Source organism: Streptomyces sp. NPDC027663 (assembly GCF_055566415.1).
On sequence record NZ_JBVHSK010000013.1, the window covers coordinates 176,756 to 194,844 of the forward strand.

At 72.2% G+C, this 18,089-nt stretch carries 18 protein-coding genes; 8 read left to right on the plus strand and 10 right to left on the minus strand.

Annotation, left to right across the window (positions count from 1 at the left end; genetic code table 11):
• Nucleotides 1-13: 13 nt before the first annotated feature.
• Nucleotides 14-1,456, minus strand: coding sequence for a family 2B encapsulin nanocompartment shell protein (locus ACZ4SF_RS29245; protein ID WP_468389940.1), 1,443 nt, complete (start codon nucleotides 1,454-1,456; stop codon nucleotides 14-16).
• A gap of 214 nt (nucleotides 1,457-1,670) precedes the next feature.
• Nucleotides 1,671-2,693 carry a zinc-binding alcohol dehydrogenase family protein gene (locus ACZ4SF_RS29250; RefSeq protein WP_468390124.1) on the minus strand — a complete coding sequence of 341 codons (1,023 nt, stop codon included), beginning with the start codon at nucleotides 2,691-2,693 and terminating at the stop codon, nucleotides 1,671-1,673.
• Between the two features lie 171 nt (nucleotides 2,694-2,864).
• Between ACZ4SF_RS29250 and ACZ4SF_RS29255 the strand changes: the two genes are divergently transcribed.
• Nucleotides 2,865-3,659, plus strand: a complete 795-nt coding sequence (locus ACZ4SF_RS29255) for a VOC family protein (protein ID WP_468389942.1) — start codon at nucleotides 2,865-2,867, stop codon at nucleotides 3,657-3,659.
• Nucleotides 3,660-3,691: 32 nt separating this feature from the next.
• Nucleotides 3,692-4,384: a ribonuclease H family protein gene (locus ACZ4SF_RS29260; RefSeq protein ID WP_468389945.1), complete on the plus strand. Its 693-nt coding sequence runs from the start codon at nucleotides 3,692-3,694 to the stop codon at nucleotides 4,382-4,384.
• Here the strand turns inward: ACZ4SF_RS29260 and melC2 are convergent, their stop codons facing one another.
• Nucleotides 4,385-5,206, minus strand: a complete 822-nt coding sequence (gene melC2 / locus ACZ4SF_RS29265; RefSeq protein WP_468389948.1) for a tyrosinase MelC2 — start codon at nucleotides 5,204-5,206, stop codon at nucleotides 4,385-4,387.
• Nucleotides 5,207-5,245: 39 nt separating this feature from the next.
• Entirely contained in the window at nucleotides 5,246-5,623 is a 378-nt protein-coding gene (melC1, locus tag ACZ4SF_RS29270) for an apotyrosinase chaperone MelC1 (RefSeq protein ID WP_468389951.1), read from the minus strand.
• Between the two features lie 334 nt (nucleotides 5,624-5,957).
• On the opposite strand from melC1, the gene ACZ4SF_RS29275 reads away from it, so the two are divergent.
• The 5 genes from ACZ4SF_RS29275 to ACZ4SF_RS29295 all read left to right on the plus strand — a co-directional run bounded on the left by ACZ4SF_RS29275 (nucleotide 5,958) and on the right by ACZ4SF_RS29295 (nucleotide 11,276).
• The gene (locus ACZ4SF_RS29275) at nucleotides 5,958-7,148 is read left to right on the plus strand and encodes an FAD-dependent monooxygenase (RefSeq protein WP_468389954.1); all 1,191 of its coding nucleotides are present in this window, start codon (nucleotides 5,958-5,960) and stop codon (nucleotides 7,146-7,148) included.
• Nucleotides 7,149-7,415: 267 nt separating this feature from the next.
• Nucleotides 7,416-8,909 carry an MFS transporter gene (locus ACZ4SF_RS29280; RefSeq protein ID WP_468389957.1) on the plus strand — a complete coding sequence of 498 codons (1,494 nt, stop codon included), beginning with the start codon at nucleotides 7,416-7,418 and terminating at the stop codon, nucleotides 8,907-8,909.
• Entirely contained in the window at nucleotides 8,906-9,499 is a 594-nt protein-coding gene (locus ACZ4SF_RS29285) for a TetR/AcrR family transcriptional regulator (RefSeq protein ID WP_468389960.1), read from the plus strand. The genes ACZ4SF_RS29280 and ACZ4SF_RS29285 overlap by 4 nt, the downstream gene beginning before the upstream one ends.
• 206 nt (nucleotides 9,500-9,705) lie before the next feature.
• On the plus strand, nucleotides 9,706-10,689 hold the full coding sequence (locus tag ACZ4SF_RS29290) for an aldo/keto reductase (RefSeq protein ID WP_468389963.1): 984 nt from the start codon (nucleotides 9,706-9,708) through the stop codon (nucleotides 10,687-10,689).
• Nucleotides 10,690-10,742: 53 nt separating this feature from the next.
• Nucleotides 10,743-11,276, plus strand: a complete 534-nt coding sequence (locus ACZ4SF_RS29295) for a DUF6328 family protein (RefSeq protein WP_468389966.1) — start codon at nucleotides 10,743-10,745, stop codon at nucleotides 11,274-11,276.
• Nucleotides 11,277-11,315: 39 nt separating this feature from the next.
• Here the strand turns inward: ACZ4SF_RS29295 and ACZ4SF_RS29300 are convergent, their stop codons facing one another.
• Nucleotides 11,316-12,299: an aldo/keto reductase gene (locus tag ACZ4SF_RS29300; RefSeq protein WP_468389968.1), complete on the minus strand. Its 984-nt coding sequence runs from the start codon at nucleotides 12,297-12,299 to the stop codon at nucleotides 11,316-11,318.
• A gap of 98 nt (nucleotides 12,300-12,397) precedes the next feature.
• On the opposite strand from ACZ4SF_RS29300, the gene ACZ4SF_RS29305 reads away from it, so the two are divergent.
• On the plus strand, nucleotides 12,398-12,985 hold the full coding sequence (locus ACZ4SF_RS29305; RefSeq protein WP_468389971.1) for a TetR/AcrR family transcriptional regulator: 588 nt from the start codon (nucleotides 12,398-12,400) through the stop codon (nucleotides 12,983-12,985).
• A gap of 10 nt (nucleotides 12,986-12,995) precedes the next feature.
• Here ACZ4SF_RS29305 and ACZ4SF_RS29310 read toward each other — a convergent pair whose 3' ends face one another.
• The 5 genes from ACZ4SF_RS29310 to ACZ4SF_RS29330 form a co-directional block, all read right to left on the minus strand.
• Nucleotides 12,996-13,619: a DUF2238 domain-containing protein gene (locus ACZ4SF_RS29310; RefSeq protein ID WP_468390127.1), complete on the minus strand. Its 624-nt coding sequence runs from the start codon at nucleotides 13,617-13,619 to the stop codon at nucleotides 12,996-12,998.
• A gap of 120 nt (nucleotides 13,620-13,739) precedes the next feature.
• Nucleotides 13,740-14,165 (minus strand): SsgA family sporulation/cell division regulator, encoded by a 426-nt coding sequence (locus ACZ4SF_RS29315; RefSeq protein ID WP_468389974.1) that lies wholly within the window; start codon nucleotides 14,163-14,165, stop codon nucleotides 13,740-13,742.
• Between the two features lie 157 nt (nucleotides 14,166-14,322).
• A complete protein-coding gene (locus tag ACZ4SF_RS29320; RefSeq protein WP_468389976.1) occupies nucleotides 14,323-15,294 on the minus strand; it encodes an LLM class F420-dependent oxidoreductase in 972 nt (323 codons plus the stop codon).
• 50 nt (nucleotides 15,295-15,344) lie between these two features.
• Nucleotides 15,345-16,919: a serine/threonine protein kinase gene (locus ACZ4SF_RS29325; protein WP_468389978.1), complete on the minus strand. Its 1,575-nt coding sequence runs from the start codon at nucleotides 16,917-16,919 to the stop codon at nucleotides 15,345-15,347.
• A 191-nt stretch (nucleotides 16,920-17,110) separates the two neighbouring features.
• Nucleotides 17,111-18,070, minus strand: coding sequence for a threonine/serine dehydratase (locus tag ACZ4SF_RS29330; protein ID WP_468389981.1), 960 nt, complete (start codon nucleotides 18,068-18,070; stop codon nucleotides 17,111-17,113).
• Nucleotides 18,071-18,089: the final 19 nt, after the last annotated feature.

Sequence of the window (18,089 nt, forward strand, 5' to 3'; positions counted from 1 at the left end):
GTGCTCCAGGCCGTCAGTCGGCGGTGCGGCCGAGCTGGACGTTCTCCAGGATCCCCGCCGCGTCGGGGACCAGAATGGCCAGCGAGTAGTAGGCGGTGACCAGGTAGTTGATGACGGCCTGTTCGTTGACGCCCATGAACCGGACGTTCAGGCCGGGCTGGAACTCCTCCGGGATGCCGGTCTGGTAGAGGCCGACGACACCCTGGTCGGCCTCTCCGGTGCGCAGCGCGATGATGCTGCTGGTGTGGTCGTCACTGATCGGGATCTTGCTGCACGGATAGATCGGCACCCCCCGCCAGGCCGGGATCTCGTGCCCGTCGACGTTCGCGGTGCCCGGCACCAGTCCGCGCCGGTTGCACTGCCGGAAGAAGGCCGCGATCGCCTTCGGATGTGCCAGGAACACCTTGGTCTTGCGGCGCATGGACAGCAGCTCGTCCATGTCGTCCGGGGTGGGCGGGCCGGTGAAGGAGCTGATCCGCTGCCCGTAGTCGATGTTGTGCAGCAGCCCGAACTCGCGGTTGTTCACCAGCTCCCACTCCTGGCGCTCGCGGATCTCCTCGACCGTGAGGCGCAGCTGCTGCTGGGTCTGGTCCATCGGGTGGTTGTAGAGGTCGGCGACCCGGGAGTGCACCCGCAGTACGGTCTGGGTGAGCGACAACTCGTACTCGCGCGGGGCGAGTTCGTAGTCCACGAAGCCGCCTGGCAGGGTCGGTTCGCCGACGTGGCCGGCCTGCACCGGGACCTCGGCCTCGCCCTTGCGGTTCATCGGCAGGCGCTGGCGGTCGACATAGGCGCGGAGATGGGCGCCCAGGGACGGGGCCCGTTCCATGAACTCCTGGACGACCGCCCAGGGCAGCGCCAGCACCACGCCCGCCGTCTCCGCCCGGACCGAGGTCAGCCAGAGCGGGTCGGACTGGCCGACCGCCTCGTCGCCCATCTGGTCGCCGTCGGTGACGACCCCGACGATCTCCTCCTCGCCGTACTTGCCGGCCGCGTACCGGGTGAACCGGCCGTGCACCACCAGGTACGCCTCGGTGACCGGCTGCCCCGCCTCGAACAGCACCTGGCCGGCGCGCACCTCACGGGCCTGGAAGCGCCCGGCGACCTCCGTCAGCACTTCCAGGTCGTCGTAGCCGCGCAGGATCGGCAGTTCGGTGAGGGTCCGCGGGATGACCCGGATGTCGTCCCCGCCGTTCTGCTCGAAGCTCACCCTGCCGCGTCCGGTGCGCAGCTGGAGGCGCCGGTTGACCCGGTAGGTGCCGCCCTTGACGTCCACCCACGGCAGGGTCTTCAGCAGCCATCGCGAGGTGATGGCCTGCATCTGCGGTTCGGACTTGGTGGTCGTGGCGAGCTGGCGTGCCGCCCGGGTGCTGAGACTGGTGAGCTGCCCGTCGGCGGTCGGGGCGGGATCGGGCTCGTCGACGGCGGAACCGATGACGCTGTCCGGTGTGGACACATTCCCTCCAGCTGAGAGGTGAACACGGGTGACCTGGAAGGCCGGTGGTGTGCGAGGTGGTGGTGCGCACCGACAAGCCAAACAGCCGTGGTGATCTTCCGGTACGGCGCAAATGGGGCGGTTGCGTGTCTTGGTTGCTCAAACCCGTCGTCCGGGGCGGAAAAGGGCGCGTTGCATGATCGCGCGCCGGTGGCCCGCTCTCATGCCCGGGGGGTCAGGGAGATGGGGCCGCGGAGAGGTCGTTCACCAGCACGGCGGCCCCGTCGAAGCGGCCGGCCTTCAGGTCCCGCAGGGCCCTCGGGGCATGGGACAGCGGGTAGGGGTGGGTGGTCGCCCGCACGCCGTACCGCTCGGCCAGCGCCAGGAACTCCCGCCCGTCGGCACGGGTGTTGGAGGTGACACTGCGCAGCTCACGCTCGTAGAAGAGCTCACGTTCGTAGTGCAGCGGCGGTATGTCGCTCAGGTGGATGCCGGCGATCGCCAGCACCCCGCCCCGGTCCAGGGCGCGCAGTGCGACCGGGACCAGGCCGCCGGCGGGGGCGAACAGGATCGCCGCGTCCAGCGGTTCCGGCGGCGGCCCGGACACGTCCCGCGCGGACGCGGCTCCCAGCTCCCGGGCCAGGCGCCGCGCGGCCGGTTCGCGGGTCAGCACGTGCACGGTGGCTCCTTCGGCGAGCGCCACCTGGGCACACAGATGTGCACTGCCGCCGAAGCCGTAGAGCCCGAGCCGGCCGCCCGGCCGCAGGCCGGCTCGGCGCAGCGCCCGCAGACCGATGATCCCGGCGCACAGCAGGGGTGCGGCCGCCACGTCGTCCAGGGCGCCGGGCAGCCGGTAGGCGAAAGCGGCCGGGACGGTGGTGTACTCGGCGTAACCGCCGTCGGCGTCCCAGCCGGTGTACTGCGAGTGCGGGCACAGGTTCTCGGCGTCCCGGGCGCAGTAGGCGCACACCCCGTCGGTCCGGCGCAGCCATGCCACGCCCACCCGGTCGCCCTCGGCGAAGTCCCGCGCCGCGGATCCGGCCGCGGCGACGACGCCCACGACCTCGTGTCCGGGCACCACCCCTGCCCGGTGCACCGGAAGATCGCCTTCCGTGACGTGCAGGTCGGTCCGGCACACGCCGCAGGCCAGCACCCGCACCAGCAGCTCGTCCGCGCCGGGCACCGGCACCGGCCGCTCCACGAGCCGCAGCGGGTCTCCCTCGACCGGCCCGGGCCGCACCACCGACCACGCGCGCATCGTCGCCGCCGTCATCGCGTCCCCCTTCCCTGGGCAGGGGCTGCCACCTCCAGTGTCCGGCGGCTCACCCGTTCGGCGCGCGGGCCGACAGTGGGATGGCTAGCGTGAGGTTCGGGACGGAACGCCTGTGGGGGCACAGTGCGCCCGGAAGAGACCAGGAGGGTCCTGATCATGGCCGTGCAACCCGAAGGAACGCCCTGTTGGGCCGATGCGATGTTCAGCGACGTCGAGGGAGCGAAGCGGTTCTACGGTGACGTTCTCGGCTGGACCTTCGGCGAGTCGTCGTCGGAGTACGGCCACTACACGCAGGCCTACGTGGACGGCAAGGCCGTGGCGGCCGTCGTCCCGCCCATGCCCGGCCAGGAGGGCCAGTCGCAGTGGTGCCTGTACTTCGCCTCGCCGGACGCCGCGGCCACCGCGGGGAAGATCCGGGAGAACGGCGGCGAGGTGCTGATGGAGCCGATGCAGGTCGGCGAATTCGGCACGATGTGCCTGGCCCGGGAGCCCAGCGGAGCGGTCTTCGGCGTGTGGCAGGCCGGCACCCACGAGGGCTTCGAGGCGACGGCCACGCCCGGCGCCTACTGCTGGGCCGAGGTCTTCACCCGTGACCCGGAGCAGTCGGACGCCTTCCTCTCCGCCGTGTTCCCGTACCGGATGAAGGAGATCGAGGACGACGCGGTGGACTTCCGGATGTTCGACGTCGGCGAGGACACGGTCCTCGGCCGGATGCGCATGACCGACGACTTCCCGCCGGAGGTGCCGTCGTACGTCAACGTCTACTTCACCGTCGACGACTGCGACGCGGCCGTCGCCCGCGCCACCAAGCTGGGCGGCGTCCTCCGCTTCGGGCCGATGGACAGTCCCTTCGGCCGGTTCGCGGCGCTCAGCGATCCGCAGGGCGCCGACTTCTCGGTGATCGACATCACGACCACCGAGGGCGAGATGCCGCAGATCAAGGACGTCTGACCGGCCCGCGACGGCGCTCCCCGCGCCATGGCATGATCGAGCGCATGCGTGAACGAGTGGTGGCCGCGTGCGACGGGGCTTCGAAGGGAAACCCCGGACCGGCCGGATGGGCATGGGTGGTCTCGGACGACGAGCGGACCCCGGCCCGCTGGGAGGCGGGCCCGCTCGGCCGGGCCACCAACAACGTCGCCGAACTGACGGCCCTGGAGCGGCTGCTCACCGCCGTCGACCCGGACGTGCCGCTGGAGGTCCGGATGGACTCCCAGTACGCGATGAAGGCCGTCACCACCTGGCTGCCCGGCTGGAAGCGCAACGGCTGGAAGACGGCCGCCGGCAAGCCGGTCGCCAACCAGGACCTGGTGGTCCGCATCGACGAACTCCTCGACGGCCGGTCCGTGGAGTTCCGCTACGTCCCGGCCCACCAGGTCGACGGCGACCCGCTGAACGACTTCGCCGACCGCGCGGCCAGCCAGGCGGCCTCCGTCCAGGAGCAGGCCGGCAGCGCGCTCGGCTCGCCGGAACCCCCGCCGTCCTCCGGCACGCCGGCGGCCGGGGCGCCGCGCAGGAAGGCGCCCCGCCGCACCGGCGGCACAGCGTCCTCCCGCACGATCAGCGCGAAGTTCCCCGGCCGCTGCCTGTGCGGCCGGTCCTACGCGGCCGGCGAGAAGATCGCCAAGAACGCGCAGGGCTGGGGCCACCCGGAGTGCCGTACCGCCGAGGCCTGATCAGGCGTCGAACGTGTAGAACTTGGTGTGGTCCAGCAGGTCCGCCGGACGCACGGAGTTCCACGGCTTCATGGTGTCGTTCAGGTCCACCACGTTCGCTGTGCTGCCCTTCGGCACATAAGAGGCGCTCGGGTGGCGCTGCTGCCACTGCGACCACAGCTTGTCCACGTAGGCGTGGTGCAGCCAGAACACCGGATCGTTGGGGGAGGCCCCGGTGGCCATCTGCCCGCCGACCCAGACGTGGACCCGGTTGTGCAGGTTGACCCCGCGCCAGCCCTCCAGGTGGTTGCGGAAGCCGTCGGAGGAGCTGTTGTACGGCGGCATGTCGTACGTCGCCATCGACAGCACCGACTCCACCTCGGCGGGCGTGGGCAGGTCGCGCACGCCGGTGCCGAGCGAGCGGCGCAGGAACGTACGGCCGTCGACGCGTACGTTGACCGGCCAGTTGCCGGTGGACGCGGCGAACGGGCCGTCCGTCACCCGGCCGTCGCTGCTGCGCCCCGTGCCGCCGAGGAAGTCCGGCGCCCACAGCGAGGCGCGGACCGTGCGGTCGGTGCTCCAGTCCCAGTACGGCAGTGCCACCGAGGAGTCCACCGCCTGCAGAGCCTCCTCGAAGTCGAGCAGGAATCTGCGGTGCCAGGGCAGGAATGAGGGGGAGCGGTGGCCGGTCCGCTCACCGCTGTCGGTGTCGGCCATGATGAACTCGTTGTGCGTGCGGACGAAGTCGTCGTAGCGTCCGCTGCGCTTGAGCTCTATGAGGGCGTCGGTGAACCGCTTCTTCTCGGTGGCGGTCAGGGCGGCCTGGTTCTTGCGTACGGTCATGGTGCGGGTGGCTCCGGAAGTCCTTGCGGGGGCGGGCGGTCAGTTGGCGGGGAACGGCAGCAGTGCTGCGCCCTGCAGCTCGTCCACCGCGGCACGGGCTGCGGCACGCGGGGTGGCCACCGGGTCGTAGTGGCTGACGACGCTGATCCAGGTGCCGTCCGCGTTCTGCATGAGGTGCAGCTGCACGCCGTCGACGAACACCGCGTATCCGCCGCCGTGTTCGTGGTGATGTCCGCCTCCGCTCGCCGGACGGCCCTGTATCCGGCGGCCCTTGTAGACCTCGTCGAACGTATCGGGCGAGCCGGCCCGGTGGTGGTCGGCAGCCGACGCGGCATGGGTGGCCAGGGTGGCGGCCGAGGCCGTCGCGGCGACGGCGGCTGCCGCGGTGAGCGCGCGGCGCCGGGTGATGTCGGGCATGCGGGTCCTTCGGGAGAGTGGTCGAGTGGTGACGAACGCATGCCTATCGGGCTGTTCCGGAGCGGAAGAAATCATCTGGAACCGGTTGGCTGAGATTCGGACAATTAGCTACATGTCGTATAGGCTTGAACTAAGATGATCTTGCTCTGGCGGCGTGCCCGCCTGGAGCGGAATGGGGAATTCCTTGCCGCGCGCCCCCGCTTTCCGCTGATCCTTTGCGGGTGCCCGCCGTCCGAGTGGCGCGGCTCACCACGGCAAACTGACGCGATCGGACGGCCCGTCCGGCCTGCTACCCTCCGGTGCCGTTCGAGCACGTCGGGTGACTGTCAGGGGTGTGCACGTGAAGGTCGTCTGTGTCGGAGGCGGGCCCGCGGGCCTGTACCTCGCCATCCTGCTCAAGCGGCAGAACCCGTCCCACGACGTCACCGTCCACGAACGCAACCCCGAGGGTTCCACCTACGGGTGGGGTGTGACGTACTGGCGTGGCCTCCTCGGCAAGCTCCAGGAGCGCGACCCCGAGACGGCGCGGGCGATCGAGGCCCATTCCGTTCGCTGGAACGACGGCATCGCCCGCGTAGGGGACATGATGACCCGTCACCGCGGCGACGAGGGCTTCGGGATCGGCCGGCACCGGCTGCTCGACCTGCTCGCCGACCGGGCCCGCACCCTCGGCGTCCGACTGGAGTTCGAGAGCGAGCTGACGGAGCCGCCCGCGGACGCGGACCTCGTCGTCGCGGCCGACGGCGTGCACAGCGCCCTGCGCACCCGCCACGCCGGGCATTTCGGCACCCGGATCACCGAGGGCCGCAACCACTACATCTGGCTCGGCGCCACCCGGGTCTTCGACTCCTTCACGTTCGCCTTCACGGAGACCGAGCACGGCTGGATCTGGGCCTACGGCTACGGCTACAGCGGCTCCCACAGCACCTGCGTCGTCGAGTGCTCCCCGGAGACGTTCACCGGCCTCGGCCTGGACCGGGCCGACGAGGGCGAGGGGCTCGCCCTGCTGGAGAAGCTCTTCGCCGACGTGCTCGACGGCCACCCCCTCGTCGCCCGCTCCGGCGCCTCCTGGCTGCACTTCCGCACCCTCACCAACCGCACCTGGCACCACGGCAACGTGGTCCTGCTCGGCGACGCGGCCCACACCACCCACTACTCCATCGGCGCCGGTACCACCCTCGCCCTGGAGGACGCCATGTGCCTGGCCGGCGCCCTGCAGGAGCACGCCGGCCTGCCCGACGCCCTCGCCGCCTACGAGCGCACGCGCCAGGCAGAGCTGCTGTCCGTGCAGAGCGCGGCCCGCTACAGCGCCCAGTGGTACGAGAACCTGCCCCGCTACATCCGGCTGCCCCCGCACCGGATGTTCGCCCTGCTCGGCCAGCGCCACTCGCCGCTGCTGCCGTACGTCCCGCCGCAGCTGTACTACGGCCTGGACAAGGCGGCCGGACAGCTGGAGGTGCTGCGCAGGCTCAAGCGCTGGCTCGGCCCCCGCGCGGCCCGTGCGCTGCACGCCCGCCGGCGCTAGGTGTCGTTCGGGTCAGGTCGGACCAGGCCGCGGCGTCCGGTGCGGTGCCTCGCAAGGCGGAGGATCTCCCGCGCACCGGGCGTGGGCGCGTCGGCGCCGGCCTGCACCCGAAGGAGCCACGCCCGGCTCCGAAAGCCTCTGCGCCTACGGCAAGAACCTGACCTGAGCCGCCCGACGCCCATTCGGCCCGGAAAAGTTGGTGAATGGCCATTCACTCGATAGGGTGAATGGCCATTCACCTCGTATTCGTGCCGCCCAGGAGTGCCGATGGACCAGTCAGCCCCGATAGCCCCGCCGCCCGGCACCGGTACGCCGGCCCCCCGACTCCGCGACCGGCTCACCATCCCGGTGCTGGCGTCGGGCGGCATCCTCATGGCGGTCATGCAGACGGTGGTCGTCCCCCTGCTGCCCGACCTGCCCCGGCTCACCGGAGCGTCGGCCGCCACCGTCTCCTGGACGGTCACCGCGACCCTGCTCTCCGGCGCCGTCCTCACCCCGGTGCTCGGCCGGGCCGGTGACATGTACGGCAAGCGCCGGGTACTCACCGCCGCGCTCGCCCTGATGACCGTCGGCTCCGTCATGTGCGCGCTCTCCTCCGACATCGGCGTGCTCATCACCGCCCGCGCACTGCAGGGCGCCGCCGCCTCGGTCGTCCCGCTCTCCATCAGCATCCTGCGCGACGAACTCCCGCCCGAGCGCCGGGGATCGGCGGTCGCCCTGATGAGTTCCACCGTCGGCATCGGCGCCGCCCTCGGCCTGCCGCTCGCCGCGCTGGTCGTGCAGTACGCCGACTGGCACACCATGTTCTGGCTGACCAGCGCCCTGGGCACGCTCGGCGTCACGGCGACCTGGTGGGCGGTGAAGGAGTCCCCGGTGCGCGAGCCCGGCCGGTTCGACGTCCTCGGCGCACTCGGTCTCGCCGCCGGCCTGGTGTGCCTGCTGCTGGGCGTCTCGCAGGGCGGCACCTGGGGCTGGGGGAGCACACGGGTCCTCGGGCTGTTCGCCGGGGCCGGCGTCGTCCTCGCCCTGTGGTGGTGGCAGCAGCTGCGCACCGCACGGCCGCTGGTCGACCTGCGGCTGGTGACCCGGCCCCGGGTGGGCCTGTCCCATGTGGCGGCCCTGCTGACCGGGTTCGCCTTCTACGCCAACTCACTCGTCACCGCCCAGCTGGTGCAGGCCCCGAAGGCCACTGGCTACGGCCTCGGCCTGTCCATCGTCGCCACCGGTCTGTGCCTGCTGCCCGGCGGCGTCACCATGCTGCTGTTCTCCCCGCTGTCGGCCCGCATCTCGGCCGCACGCGGCCCGCGGATCACGCTCGCGCTGGGCGCCGCCGTCATCGCCTGCGGCTACGCGCTCCGCATCGCCGACAGCCGCGACCTGTGGATGATCATTCTGGGCGCCACCGTGGTGGCCACCGGCACCACGCTCGCCTACTCCGCGCTGCCGACCCTCATCCTGCGGGCCGTGCCGGCCGCCCAGACCGCCTCCGCCAACGGCGTCAACGTCCTCATGCGCACCATCGGCCAGGCCGTCTCCAGCGCGGCCGTCGCCGCCGTCCTCGTCCACCACAGCAGCCCCCTCGGCGGCATCGCCGTACCCACCCTGCACGGCTACCAGCTCGCCTTCGCCATGGCGGGCGTCATCGCCCTCGCGGGCTGCGCGGCGGCCCTGTCCATCCCCGGCGACGGCCCCGCCGGCGGCACCCGGCGGGCCCGGGGCACCACCCGGGGCGCCCGTGACGAGGCGATGGAGGGAGCATGAGGACCATGACCACACCGCCCGGGCCGCCGCCCGCCCCCGCACGCCGGGACGCCGAGGCCACCAAGGCCGCCATCCTCAAGGCGGCCCGCCACCTCCTGGCCCGGCACGCGCACGCCGACATCACCCTCAAGGACATCGCCGAACGGGCCGGCGTCAGCCCGCCGTTGATCCTGAAGTACTTCGGCAACAAGGACACCCTGTTCGCCCGCGTGATGTCCTTCGACACCGACGCCGACGCCCTGCTCGACGCCCCGCTGGAGGACCTCGGCCGGCACATGGTCCGGCACGTCCTGTCCAGCCAGCGGGACCGCGGTGCCGACCCGCTGCTGCGCATCGCCTTCGCGCCGCTGCACGGTGACCACGGCGACATCCTCCGCGCCAACTTCCGCGCCCACGTGACCGAACGGCTCGCCGAGCGGCTCACCGGCCCCGACGCGGGCCTGCGCGCCGAACTCGCCGTCGCCGCCCTCGTCGGCCTCGGCGTGATGTACGGCATCGCCCGCGGCCCGCACCTGCGCGAGACCGGCACCGACACCGTCGCCGACCGCTACGGGCCGGTCGTGCAGGCGCAGTTGACGCCCGGGTGCTGAACCGCCCGGCGGCCCGCCGGGCGGGGCCCGGCCTTGAGGAAGGAAAAGTTGCCCACTGGACGATCGATCACGTGATCACGCCGGGCGGTACCGTCGGGCGGTTGCCCGTCCGCCGATGCCCCTTCGCCCGTGCGGGTGAGCAACGCACACCTTCATGCCGGAGCGGCCCGCCCGCGGGACCTCGTACCGGATGACAGACTGACGCCATGGACGAACGCGTGATGGGCAGGTCGGGCCAGTGGGCGTCGGTGATCGGCCTCGGCACCTGGCAGCTGGGCGCCGACTGGGGCGACGTGGACGACAAGGAGGCCCTGGTCGTCCTGGAGACGGCGGCCGAATCGGGGGTCACCTTCTTCGACACGGCCGACGTGTACGGCGACGGCCGCAGCGAACAGACCATCGCCTCCTTCCTGCGCGGCCGTCCCGATCTGCACGTGCTGGTGGCCACGAAGATGGGGCGCCGGGTCGAACAGATCCCCGAGAACTATGTCCTGGACAACTTCCGCGCCTGGAACGACCGCTCACGCCGCAACCTCGGCGTCGATCGCATCGACCTCGTGCAGCTGCACTGCCCGCCCACCCCGGTCTACTCCTCGGACGCGGTGTTCGACGCCCTGGACACCCTGGTGGAGGAGGAGCGCGTCGCCGCGTACGGGGTGAGTGTGGAGACCTGCGCACAGGCACTGACCGCGATCGCCCGGCCGAACGTGGCCAGTGTGCAGATCATCCTCAACCCCTTCCGTATGAAGCCCCTGTACGAGGTGCTGCCCGCCGCACGCGAGGCCGGCGTCGGCATCATCGCGCGGGTGCCGCTCGCCTCCGGGCTGCTGTCCGGCAAGTACACGAAGGACACGGTGTTCGCGGACGACGACCACCGCACCTACAACCGGCACGGCGAGGCCTTCGACCAGGGTGAGACCTTCTCCGGCGTCGACTTCGGCACCGGAGTCGAGGCCGCCGCCGAATTCGCCGCGCTCGCCCCCGAGGGGTACACGCCCGCCCAGCTGGCGCTGCGCTGGATCACCGAGCAGGACGGCGTCACCACGGTGATCCCCGGCGCCCGCAACCCGGGGCAGGCCCGCGCCAACGCCACCGCGGCGAAGCTGCCGCCGCTGCCGCGGGAGACGTTCACCGCGATCCGGGAGCTGTACGAGCGCTGGATCAAGGACCACGTCGAGCACCGCTGGTAGCCGCGGGTGCGCGGACCGTTTGAAGCGGCGGGCGCGCGGTTACACGCAACCGCATGACTGAGGCAGGACGGCGCAGGGGACGCAACGAGACCGAGGAGGAACGGGCCGACCGGATGTGGGGTGAGCTCATCCAGGAGGTCCGGGTGGCCCAGACGGGCGTACAGATCCTCTTCGGCTTCCTGCTGACCGTCGTCTTCCAGCCCAAGTACGGCAGGCTGGCGACCGTCGACCAGACGATCTACATCGTGACCGTCGTTCTGGGCGCCTGCGCGACCGGCGCCCTCATCGGACCGGTGTCCCTGCACCGCCTGGTCTCCGGCCGCAGGGTCAAGCCGCAGGCGGTACGGCTGGCGTCCCGGATGACGTTCGTCGGCCTGGTCCTGCTGCTCGCCACGATGACGTCGTCCCTGCTGCTGATCCTCCGGGTGGCCACGCACGACGGTTATGTGCCGTACCTGGTGGCGGCCGTGGTCGCCTGGTACCTGGTGTGCTGGTACGGCCTGCCGCTGTGGGCCCGCCGCAGGCACACGGCCCGCACCGACGACCGGCGACCGGAGGGACCGCCACCAGGCGGCGCGAAGCGCTAGCGGCGGACGAGCACCTCGGAGACCGCCAAGTGCATGGCCTCAGCCGTTGAGCGTGGCCATCAGCTCGGGCGTGTAACGGTCGCCGGTCACCGCCCCGTGAGGGGCGACCGCCTCGATCGCGTCGAGGTCGGCGCCGGTCAGGGTGGTCCCGGTCGCGGCGATGTTCTCTTCGAGGTAGCGGCGGCGCTTGGTGCCCGGGATGGCGACCGCACCCTGGTGCCGGACCCAGGCGAGCGCCAGCTGCGACGGGGTGACGCCCTTGTCGGAGGCGATGCGGCGGACCTCGCGGACGACGTCGAGGTTGCGGTCGAAGTTCTCGCCCTGGAAGCGCGGGTCGGTCCGGCGCCAGTCGTCCTCGGCGAAGTCGTCGGGGCTGGTGATCGCACCGGACAGGAAGCCGCGTCCCAGCGGGGAGTAGGCGACCAGGCCGATGCCCAGCTCCTGCAGGGTGTCGCGCACCCCGTTGTGCTCGATGTCGCGCTCGAACAGCGAGTACTCGGTCTGGACCGCGGTCAGCGGGTGGACGGCGTGGGCCCGGCGGATGGTCCGCGCGGATGCCTCGCACAGGCCGATGTGGCGGACCTTGCCCTGCGCGACCAGCTCGGCCAGGGCGCCGACGGTCTCCTCGACCGGCACCCCGGGGTCGATGCGGTGCAGGTAGTACAGGTCGACGTGGTCGGTGCCCAGATGCCGCAGCGAGCGGTCGAGGGCCCGGCGGACGTACTCGGGCCGGCCGTTCAGACCCACCGCCCGGCCGTCGTCGGTGAACTCGACGCCGGTCTTGGTGGCGACCACGGCGGCTTCCCGGCGTCCGGCGAGCGCCTTGCCGAGGAGCTGTTCGTTGACGAAGGGGCCGTAGCTCTCGGCGGTGTCCAGCAGGGTGACGCCCAGCTCCAGCGCCCGGTCGATCGTGGCCAGCGACTCGGTCTCGTCGGTGGCGCCGTAGAAGGCGCTCATCCCCATGCAGCCGAGGCCCTGGATGCCGACGGTCAGGCCCTGGCTGCCCAGTGCGCGGTGTTCCATGACGGTTCCCTTTCGATAACTAACTGGATAGATACCTACCGTACGCCAGGCTCCGCGGGACGTCAATAACCAGATAGTTACTTGGTAGGGTGGTGGGCATGACACGGGACTCCAGCGCCACCAAGGCCCGGCTGCTCGATGCCGCCTTCGCCGAATTCGCGGCCTACGGCATCGCCGGTGCCCGCGTGGACCGGATCGCCGAGGCCGCGGAGGCGAACAAGCGGCTGATCTACGTCTACTTCGGCAACAAGGAGCAGCTGTTCGACGAGGTGCTGCAAAGGGCGATGACCGCGGGCGCCGAATCCGTACCCTTCGACGTCGACGACCTGCCCGGATACGCCGGCGCGATCTTCGATCACCTGGTCGCGCGCCCGGACCTCATGCGACTGCGTCTGTGGAAGCTGCTGGAACGCCCCGCCGCCACGGGACTGGAGACCGAGGCCTACCGGCGCAAGATCGCCGCGGTGGCCGAGGCGCAGCAGCGTGGCCGGCTCGCCGGGGAGATGCAGCCCGACGACCTGCTGAGCATGGTCCTCGCCGCGGCCCAGGCGTGGTTCTGGGCCGCCGAGGGCGCCGGTCCGGGTGAGGCCGGCCGGTCCTGGCCGGCCGAGCGACTGGCCGTGCACCGTTCCGCGGTCGTCGAGGCCGCCCGCCGGATGTGCGAGCCGAAGGAGGGCGGCGCCTGAGCGGTCCGGCTCACTCCGTCGCGGAGGGCGACGGACGGCTCGTCAGCGCCCGCAGCTGACGGTCGTGCGGCCGGCTGAGCAGCAGCAGTGACAGCACGGCACCGATCAGCGCGCAGCACATGTCCCACTGGGTGTCCCACACATCGCCCTGGGTGGCGAGGAACGCGTCCGCGCCGCTGCCGCCGATCTCGGCCGCCAGCCATTCCAGCAGCTCGAAGCAGGCGCTGAAGGCCAGGCAGGCACACACCGTGAGCGGTGCCAGCCAGCGGCTGCCACGCAACGGCGACGTGCGGCTGAGCAGTTCCCGGACCAGCACGGCCGGTACGAAGCCCTGCATCAGATGCCCGAAGCGGTCGTACGGATTGCGGTCCAGGCCGAAGGTGTCGCGCACCCAGTCGCCCAGCGGGACCTGCGCGTAGGTGTAGTGGCCGCCGACCGCGAGGACCAGCGCGTGCACGGTCAGCAGCCCGCACAGCAGCCCCGTCAGCGGGAAGCGCCGCCAGAGCAGCACCACCAGGGGCAGTCCGGCCAGCGCCCACACGGTCTCCAGGAACCAGGTGGTGCGGTCGTGCACGCCCCACGCCGACACGGCCAGCCCGACGGCCACCACGCCGGCGAACAGGGCGGGCGGCACGCGGCGCGGGGTCGGGAGCGGGGCGGGGTGAACTGCGGTCACTGCGGGGCTCCTTGGCTCAGGATGTCGTGGAGCCCCCATCGTGGCGGCGGGCCGCGGCCGGGACATGAGTACCGCTACTCAGCCCGCGGAGAGGATCTCCTCGAGGAGGGCGTCCACCGGGATCCGTTCCTCACCCGGCGGGACGATCCGGTGGGTCTCGCGCAGGAACGCGGCGACCGCGGGCGCCCACGCGAACACCACCGCGTGATGCCGGGTGCCGTCCGGCCGGGTGTCTCCGAAGAACTCCAGCCGCAGCTCCTGCCAGAGACCGGTGGCGGCCGGCCGCAGCCGCACGTCACCGACGCCGACCGGCCCCTCCAGGCCGTCCGCGAGCATCTCCCGGTCCAGTCGCCAGGAGGCCAGCACACGGCCGTCGTGGGCGAAGACGGCGGTGACGGCGAACGGGTCGTCGGCGTCGTAGCCGAGGTGGGCCAGCACCGGACACCGGCCGGTGCCGGGTGCGAGCAACTCCACCACCAGGGTCTTGTGCACGAACGAGTTCACGCGGGGGCCTCCGGGAACGAACGGCGCGTAGAGCCCTCTAGTACCCCGGCAGAGCCCGAGATGCTCACCCGTGCGACTGATTCCCGCCGCTCCCGTCTCCCCGGCCGCCGCGCAGGGCGGCCGGGCGGCTGCCGAGGGCCTGCCGTGCGGCACGGTGTCAGCCGAAGGCCTCCCGCAGCGCGGGCAGCAGGGTCTTCGCCGACCAGTCCAGGTACGCCGGCTGCGAGTCGCCACCGATCTGCACCAGGGCGATCTCCTCGAACCCGGCCTCGGCATACGGTCGTACCGCCTCCACGAAGGCGTCCGGGTCGTCGCCGCACGGGATGGCGGAGGCGACGTCGTCCTCGGTGACGAACTGGGTCGCGGCCTCGAAGGAATCGGGGTGCGGCAGTTCGGCGTTCACCTTCCAGCCCAGGCCGAACCAGCGGAACTGGGAGTGGGCGCGCTTGACCGCCGTGTCCCGGTCGGGGTCGTAGCACACCGGCAGCTGGCCGACCCGGGGCTTGCCGGCGCCGCCGTGCCGGTCGAAGGCCTCCAGCAGGGCCGCCTTCGGCTCGGTCGCGATGACCAGGTCGGCGAGGTGTCCGGCGAGCTTGCAGGACTGTTCGCCGGACACGGCGATGCCGATCGGCGGAGCCTGCTCCGGCAGGTCCCACAGACGGGCCGACTCCACGTCGTAATGCGGCCCGTGGTGGGTGACATGGCCGCCCTCGAACAGCGCGCGGATGATCTGCACCGCCTCTTCGAGCATCTCGTGGCGTACGTCCACCGGGGGCCAGCCGCCGCCGACGACGTGCTCGTTGAGGTTCTCACCGGCGCCGAGGCCGAGCCGGAACCTGCCCTCGGACAGCAACTGCACGGTCGCCGCCTTCTGCGCCACGATCGCCGGGTGATAGCGCAGGATCGGACAGGTGACATAGGTCATCAGCGGGATCCGCGAGGTGGCCTGGGCGGCCGCGCCCAGCACGCTCCATGCGTACGAGGAGTGCCCCTGGGAGCGCAGCCACGGAAAGTAGTGGTCGGAGATCACCGAGAAGTCGAATTCGGCCTCCTCCGCCCGCACCAGGTGGTCCACCAGGTCACGGGGGCCGGTCTGCTCCGTCATCATCGTGTATCCGATGTGCACCATGGGGAGCGAGTCCCCGGCTCGACGGCCGGAAAACGGCCGGGCCGCTCCCGTCAGTCCTCTGGCGTACGGAAGGTCTGCAGGAACGTCTTCAGCGCCAGCCGGTTGGCCGCGTCGTCCCAGGTCCCTGCGGGTGTGGTGAAGCGCAGCGAGAAGCCCCGCCGGCCGCCCAGCAGGAAGCCCCGCCCGAAGGTGTGCGCCCGCTCGTCCCCGGACCCGGCGAGCCACTCCAGGTCGGCGGCCTTGCGGCCCTGGTAGGTGGTGGCCCGGATGGTGCCGACACGACGGTAGCCGGGCAGTTCCGCCAGGCCGGGCTCGACGTCGTCCCGCCAGACGGCGACCGGGTCGGGTCCGACGCGCTCGCTGTAGGTGACGGCGAGGGCGGGGGAGTCGTCGTCCCGGCCGAAGGTGACGCGGTAGGCGAGGTCGGTGACCCGGGAGGTGGTCAGCCGCTTCCAGCCCTCGGGCAGCGCCACCGCGAAGCCCTCGGGGGCGGTGTACGGGCGGTAGCCGGCCGGCAGCGCGGGGGAGGCCGGGGCGCTCGGCGTGGCGGTGGGCGTGGGCCTGGTGTCACCGCCGGTCTGACGGTCGGCGGGTGTGGCCGGGGCGGTGGTCCGGGGCGGGGCCGCGGCCGTGTCCGTGCCCGGCAGTGCCCCGGCCGCGGCCAGCACCGCGGCGGCCACGGCGACCACGCTCACCGCGGCCCCGGCGGCCACGACCCGTCTGTTCCGCCCCGGCCCGGCGTGGCGCATGCCGCGGTAGGCGCCGCGCACCCGGGGCGCGGGCACCGGCTCCCGGTCCGCGTCGGTGTCCTCGCTCAGTGCCCGGATCAGGGCCTCGCGGACCACGGGCCGGGTCAGCCGTTCCCGCGCGTTCTTGCGCAGCAGCCCCTGCACGGCCTGGCTGAGCGGACCGGCGCGCAGCGGGGTGCGCAGCGGCAGCCGGTCCACGGCCCTCAGCGTGGCGTCGGGCCGGCCGCGGTCCCGGAACGGCGGGCGGCCCTCGACCATCGTGTAGAGCAGCGCGCCGAGCGCCCACAGGTCGGCGGCCGGGCCGATGCGCTCGTCACGCGCCTGCTCCGGCGAGGCGTACGACGGTGCCGTGAGCCGCGGGACGAGCGTCGCGCCCGCCAGCCCGAACCCCGTGACGACGACCGGGCCGTCCTCGCGGACGAAGACCTGGCCGGGACTCAGTTCGCCGTGCGTGATGCCCTCGTCGTGCGCGGCCTGGAGCACGTCCAGCAGCTCCAGGCCGAGCCGGGCCGCCCGGACCGGGTGGAGTGAGCCCTCGTGGGCCAGGAGTTCGCCGAGCGGCGTGCCGCCGATCCACTCCGTGACCGTCCACAGGGTCCCCGCCTCGACCACGGCGTCCATGACTGCGGCGACCCGGCCCGGGCGCAGCAGTCGCATGGTCTCGGAGGTGCGCACGACCCGGGCGGTGACCCGGCGCGCGGTGTCCTCGGCGGCCGGCTCCGGCAGGGCGGTCTGGGTCAGCAGGCGCGGCTGCCCGGCGGTCACGTCCTCGGCGTACCACCACAGGCGGTTCGTCTCGCGGGCGAAGACCTCCAGCAGCCGGTACCGCCCGGCGACCAACTCGTGTGCGGAGACGTGCGCCTTGGCCATGGTCATCCCTCGCTGACACCCCTGCCTCGTGTTTCCCAGAGGTACGCGAGGCGCGCCCGGGTGCGTTCAAAGAATTCTCAACTCGGGGACGGCGAGGGCCTTCCATTCCGTCGTTCGAAAGGGCTTGCGGTTTGAGATGGTCGCACCGGCCGACCGTTCGACCTGATTGTTACCGAGGGTAATCCGCGGCCGAAGGCTCACAGGAGGGAGAAGCGCCCGGCCCATCCGGTGAGTTCCGCGGCTGTCGTGTTGCCCCCGCACACCACGAGCGCGATCCGGGCGCCGTCGCCGACCCGCGCCGCGACCTGCCGGGCCGCCGGCAGCAGACAGCCCGCGGCCGGCTCCGCCCACACCTTGGCGTGCTCGGCCAGGTCCAGACAGCCCCGCACGGCGTCCCGGTCCGGCACCACCAGTACCTCTTCGACGAGCGCCGAGACATGGTCGTACGTCAGCCGGGACACCGAGGGCGCGCTGAGCGTGGTCACCAGCGACGACAGCGGCACCGGCACCGGACCGCCCGCCTTCAGCGCCGCGGACATGGCCTCGGCGCCCTCGGTCTCCACGCCCCAGACGCGCACCCCGGGCCGCCGGGCGCGCAGGGCCGCGGCGATCCCGGCGATCAGTCCGCCGCCGCCGATGCTGACGACGACGTCGGTGATGCCGTCCGCGTCCTCGGCCAACTCCAGCCCCACCGTGCCCTGTCCGGCGATGACCACCGGGTCGTCGAACGGATGGACCAACGTCAGTCCCTCGTCCCGCAACCGCGTCACCAGCCGGAAGGCGCTGTCCATGCCGTCGGTCAGCCGCACCGACGCCCCGGCGTCCTCGGCGAGTGCGAGGGAGCGCGCGGGCGCGGTACGGGGCATCACCACGGTCGCCTTCACGTCGAGGGCCGCGGCCATCACCGCGAGCGCGATCCCGTGGTTGCCGCCGCTCACCGCGACCACGCCCGCCGCCCGCTCGGCCTCGCTCAGCGACAGCAGCTTCGCCGTGGCCCCGCGGGCCTTGAACGAGCCGGTGCGCTGGAGGAGTTCGAGCTTGGCGGTGACCGGTACGCCGAGCAGCTCGGTCAGGCCCCAGCTCGCCACCGTGGGGGTCCGTACGACGTGTCCGGCGATCCGCTGCGCGGCGGCTTCGATGTCCGAGATGCCGATCAAGGTGCTTCACCCTTCCGGC

What these genes read in the sequence shown, in the direction of transcription:
- melC1 (WP_468389951.1), bottom strand. Translation starts at nt 5,623, where the DNA reads ATGCCCGACATCACCCGGCGCCGCGCGCTCACCGCGGCAGCCGCCGTC.
- ACZ4SF_RS29305 (WP_468389971.1), top strand. Translation starts at nt 12,398, where the DNA reads ATGACACGGGACTCCAGCGCCACCAAGGCCCGGCTGCTCGATGCCGCC.
- ACZ4SF_RS29255 (WP_468389942.1), top strand. Translation starts at nt 2,865, where the DNA reads ATGGCCGTGCAACCCGAAGGAACGCCCTGTTGGGCCGATGCGATGTTC.
- ACZ4SF_RS29280 (WP_468389957.1), top strand. Translation starts at nt 7,416, where the DNA reads ATGGACCAGTCAGCCCCGATAGCCCCGCCGCCCGGCACCGGTACGCCG.
- ACZ4SF_RS29285 (WP_468389960.1), top strand. Translation starts at nt 8,906, where the DNA reads ATGAGGACCATGACCACACCGCCCGGGCCGCCGCCCGCCCCCGCACGC.
- melC2 (WP_468389948.1), bottom strand. Translation starts at nt 5,206, where the DNA reads ATGACCGTACGCAAGAACCAGGCCGCCCTGACCGCCACCGAGAAGAAG.
- ACZ4SF_RS29295 (WP_468389966.1), top strand. Translation starts at nt 10,743, where the DNA reads ATGACTGAGGCAGGACGGCGCAGGGGACGCAACGAGACCGAGGAGGAA.
- ACZ4SF_RS29300 (WP_468389968.1), bottom strand. Translation starts at nt 12,299, where the DNA reads ATGGAACACCGCGCACTGGGCAGCCAGGGCCTGACCGTCGGCATCCAG.
- ACZ4SF_RS29325 (WP_468389978.1), bottom strand. Translation starts at nt 16,919, where the DNA reads ATGACCATGGCCAAGGCGCACGTCTCCGCACACGAGTTGGTCGCCGGG.
- ACZ4SF_RS29290 (WP_468389963.1), top strand. Translation starts at nt 9,706, where the DNA reads ATGGACGAACGCGTGATGGGCAGGTCGGGCCAGTGGGCGTCGGTGATC.
- ACZ4SF_RS29320 (WP_468389976.1), bottom strand. Translation starts at nt 15,294, where the DNA reads ATGGTGCACATCGGATACACGATGATGACGGAGCAGACCGGCCCCCGT.
- ACZ4SF_RS29260 (WP_468389945.1), top strand. Translation starts at nt 3,692, where the DNA reads ATGATCGAGCGCATGCGTGAACGAGTGGTGGCCGCGTGCGACGGGGCT.
- ACZ4SF_RS29250 (WP_468390124.1), bottom strand. Translation starts at nt 2,693, where the DNA reads ATGCGCGCGTGGTCGGTGGTGCGGCCCGGGCCGGTCGAGGGAGACCCG.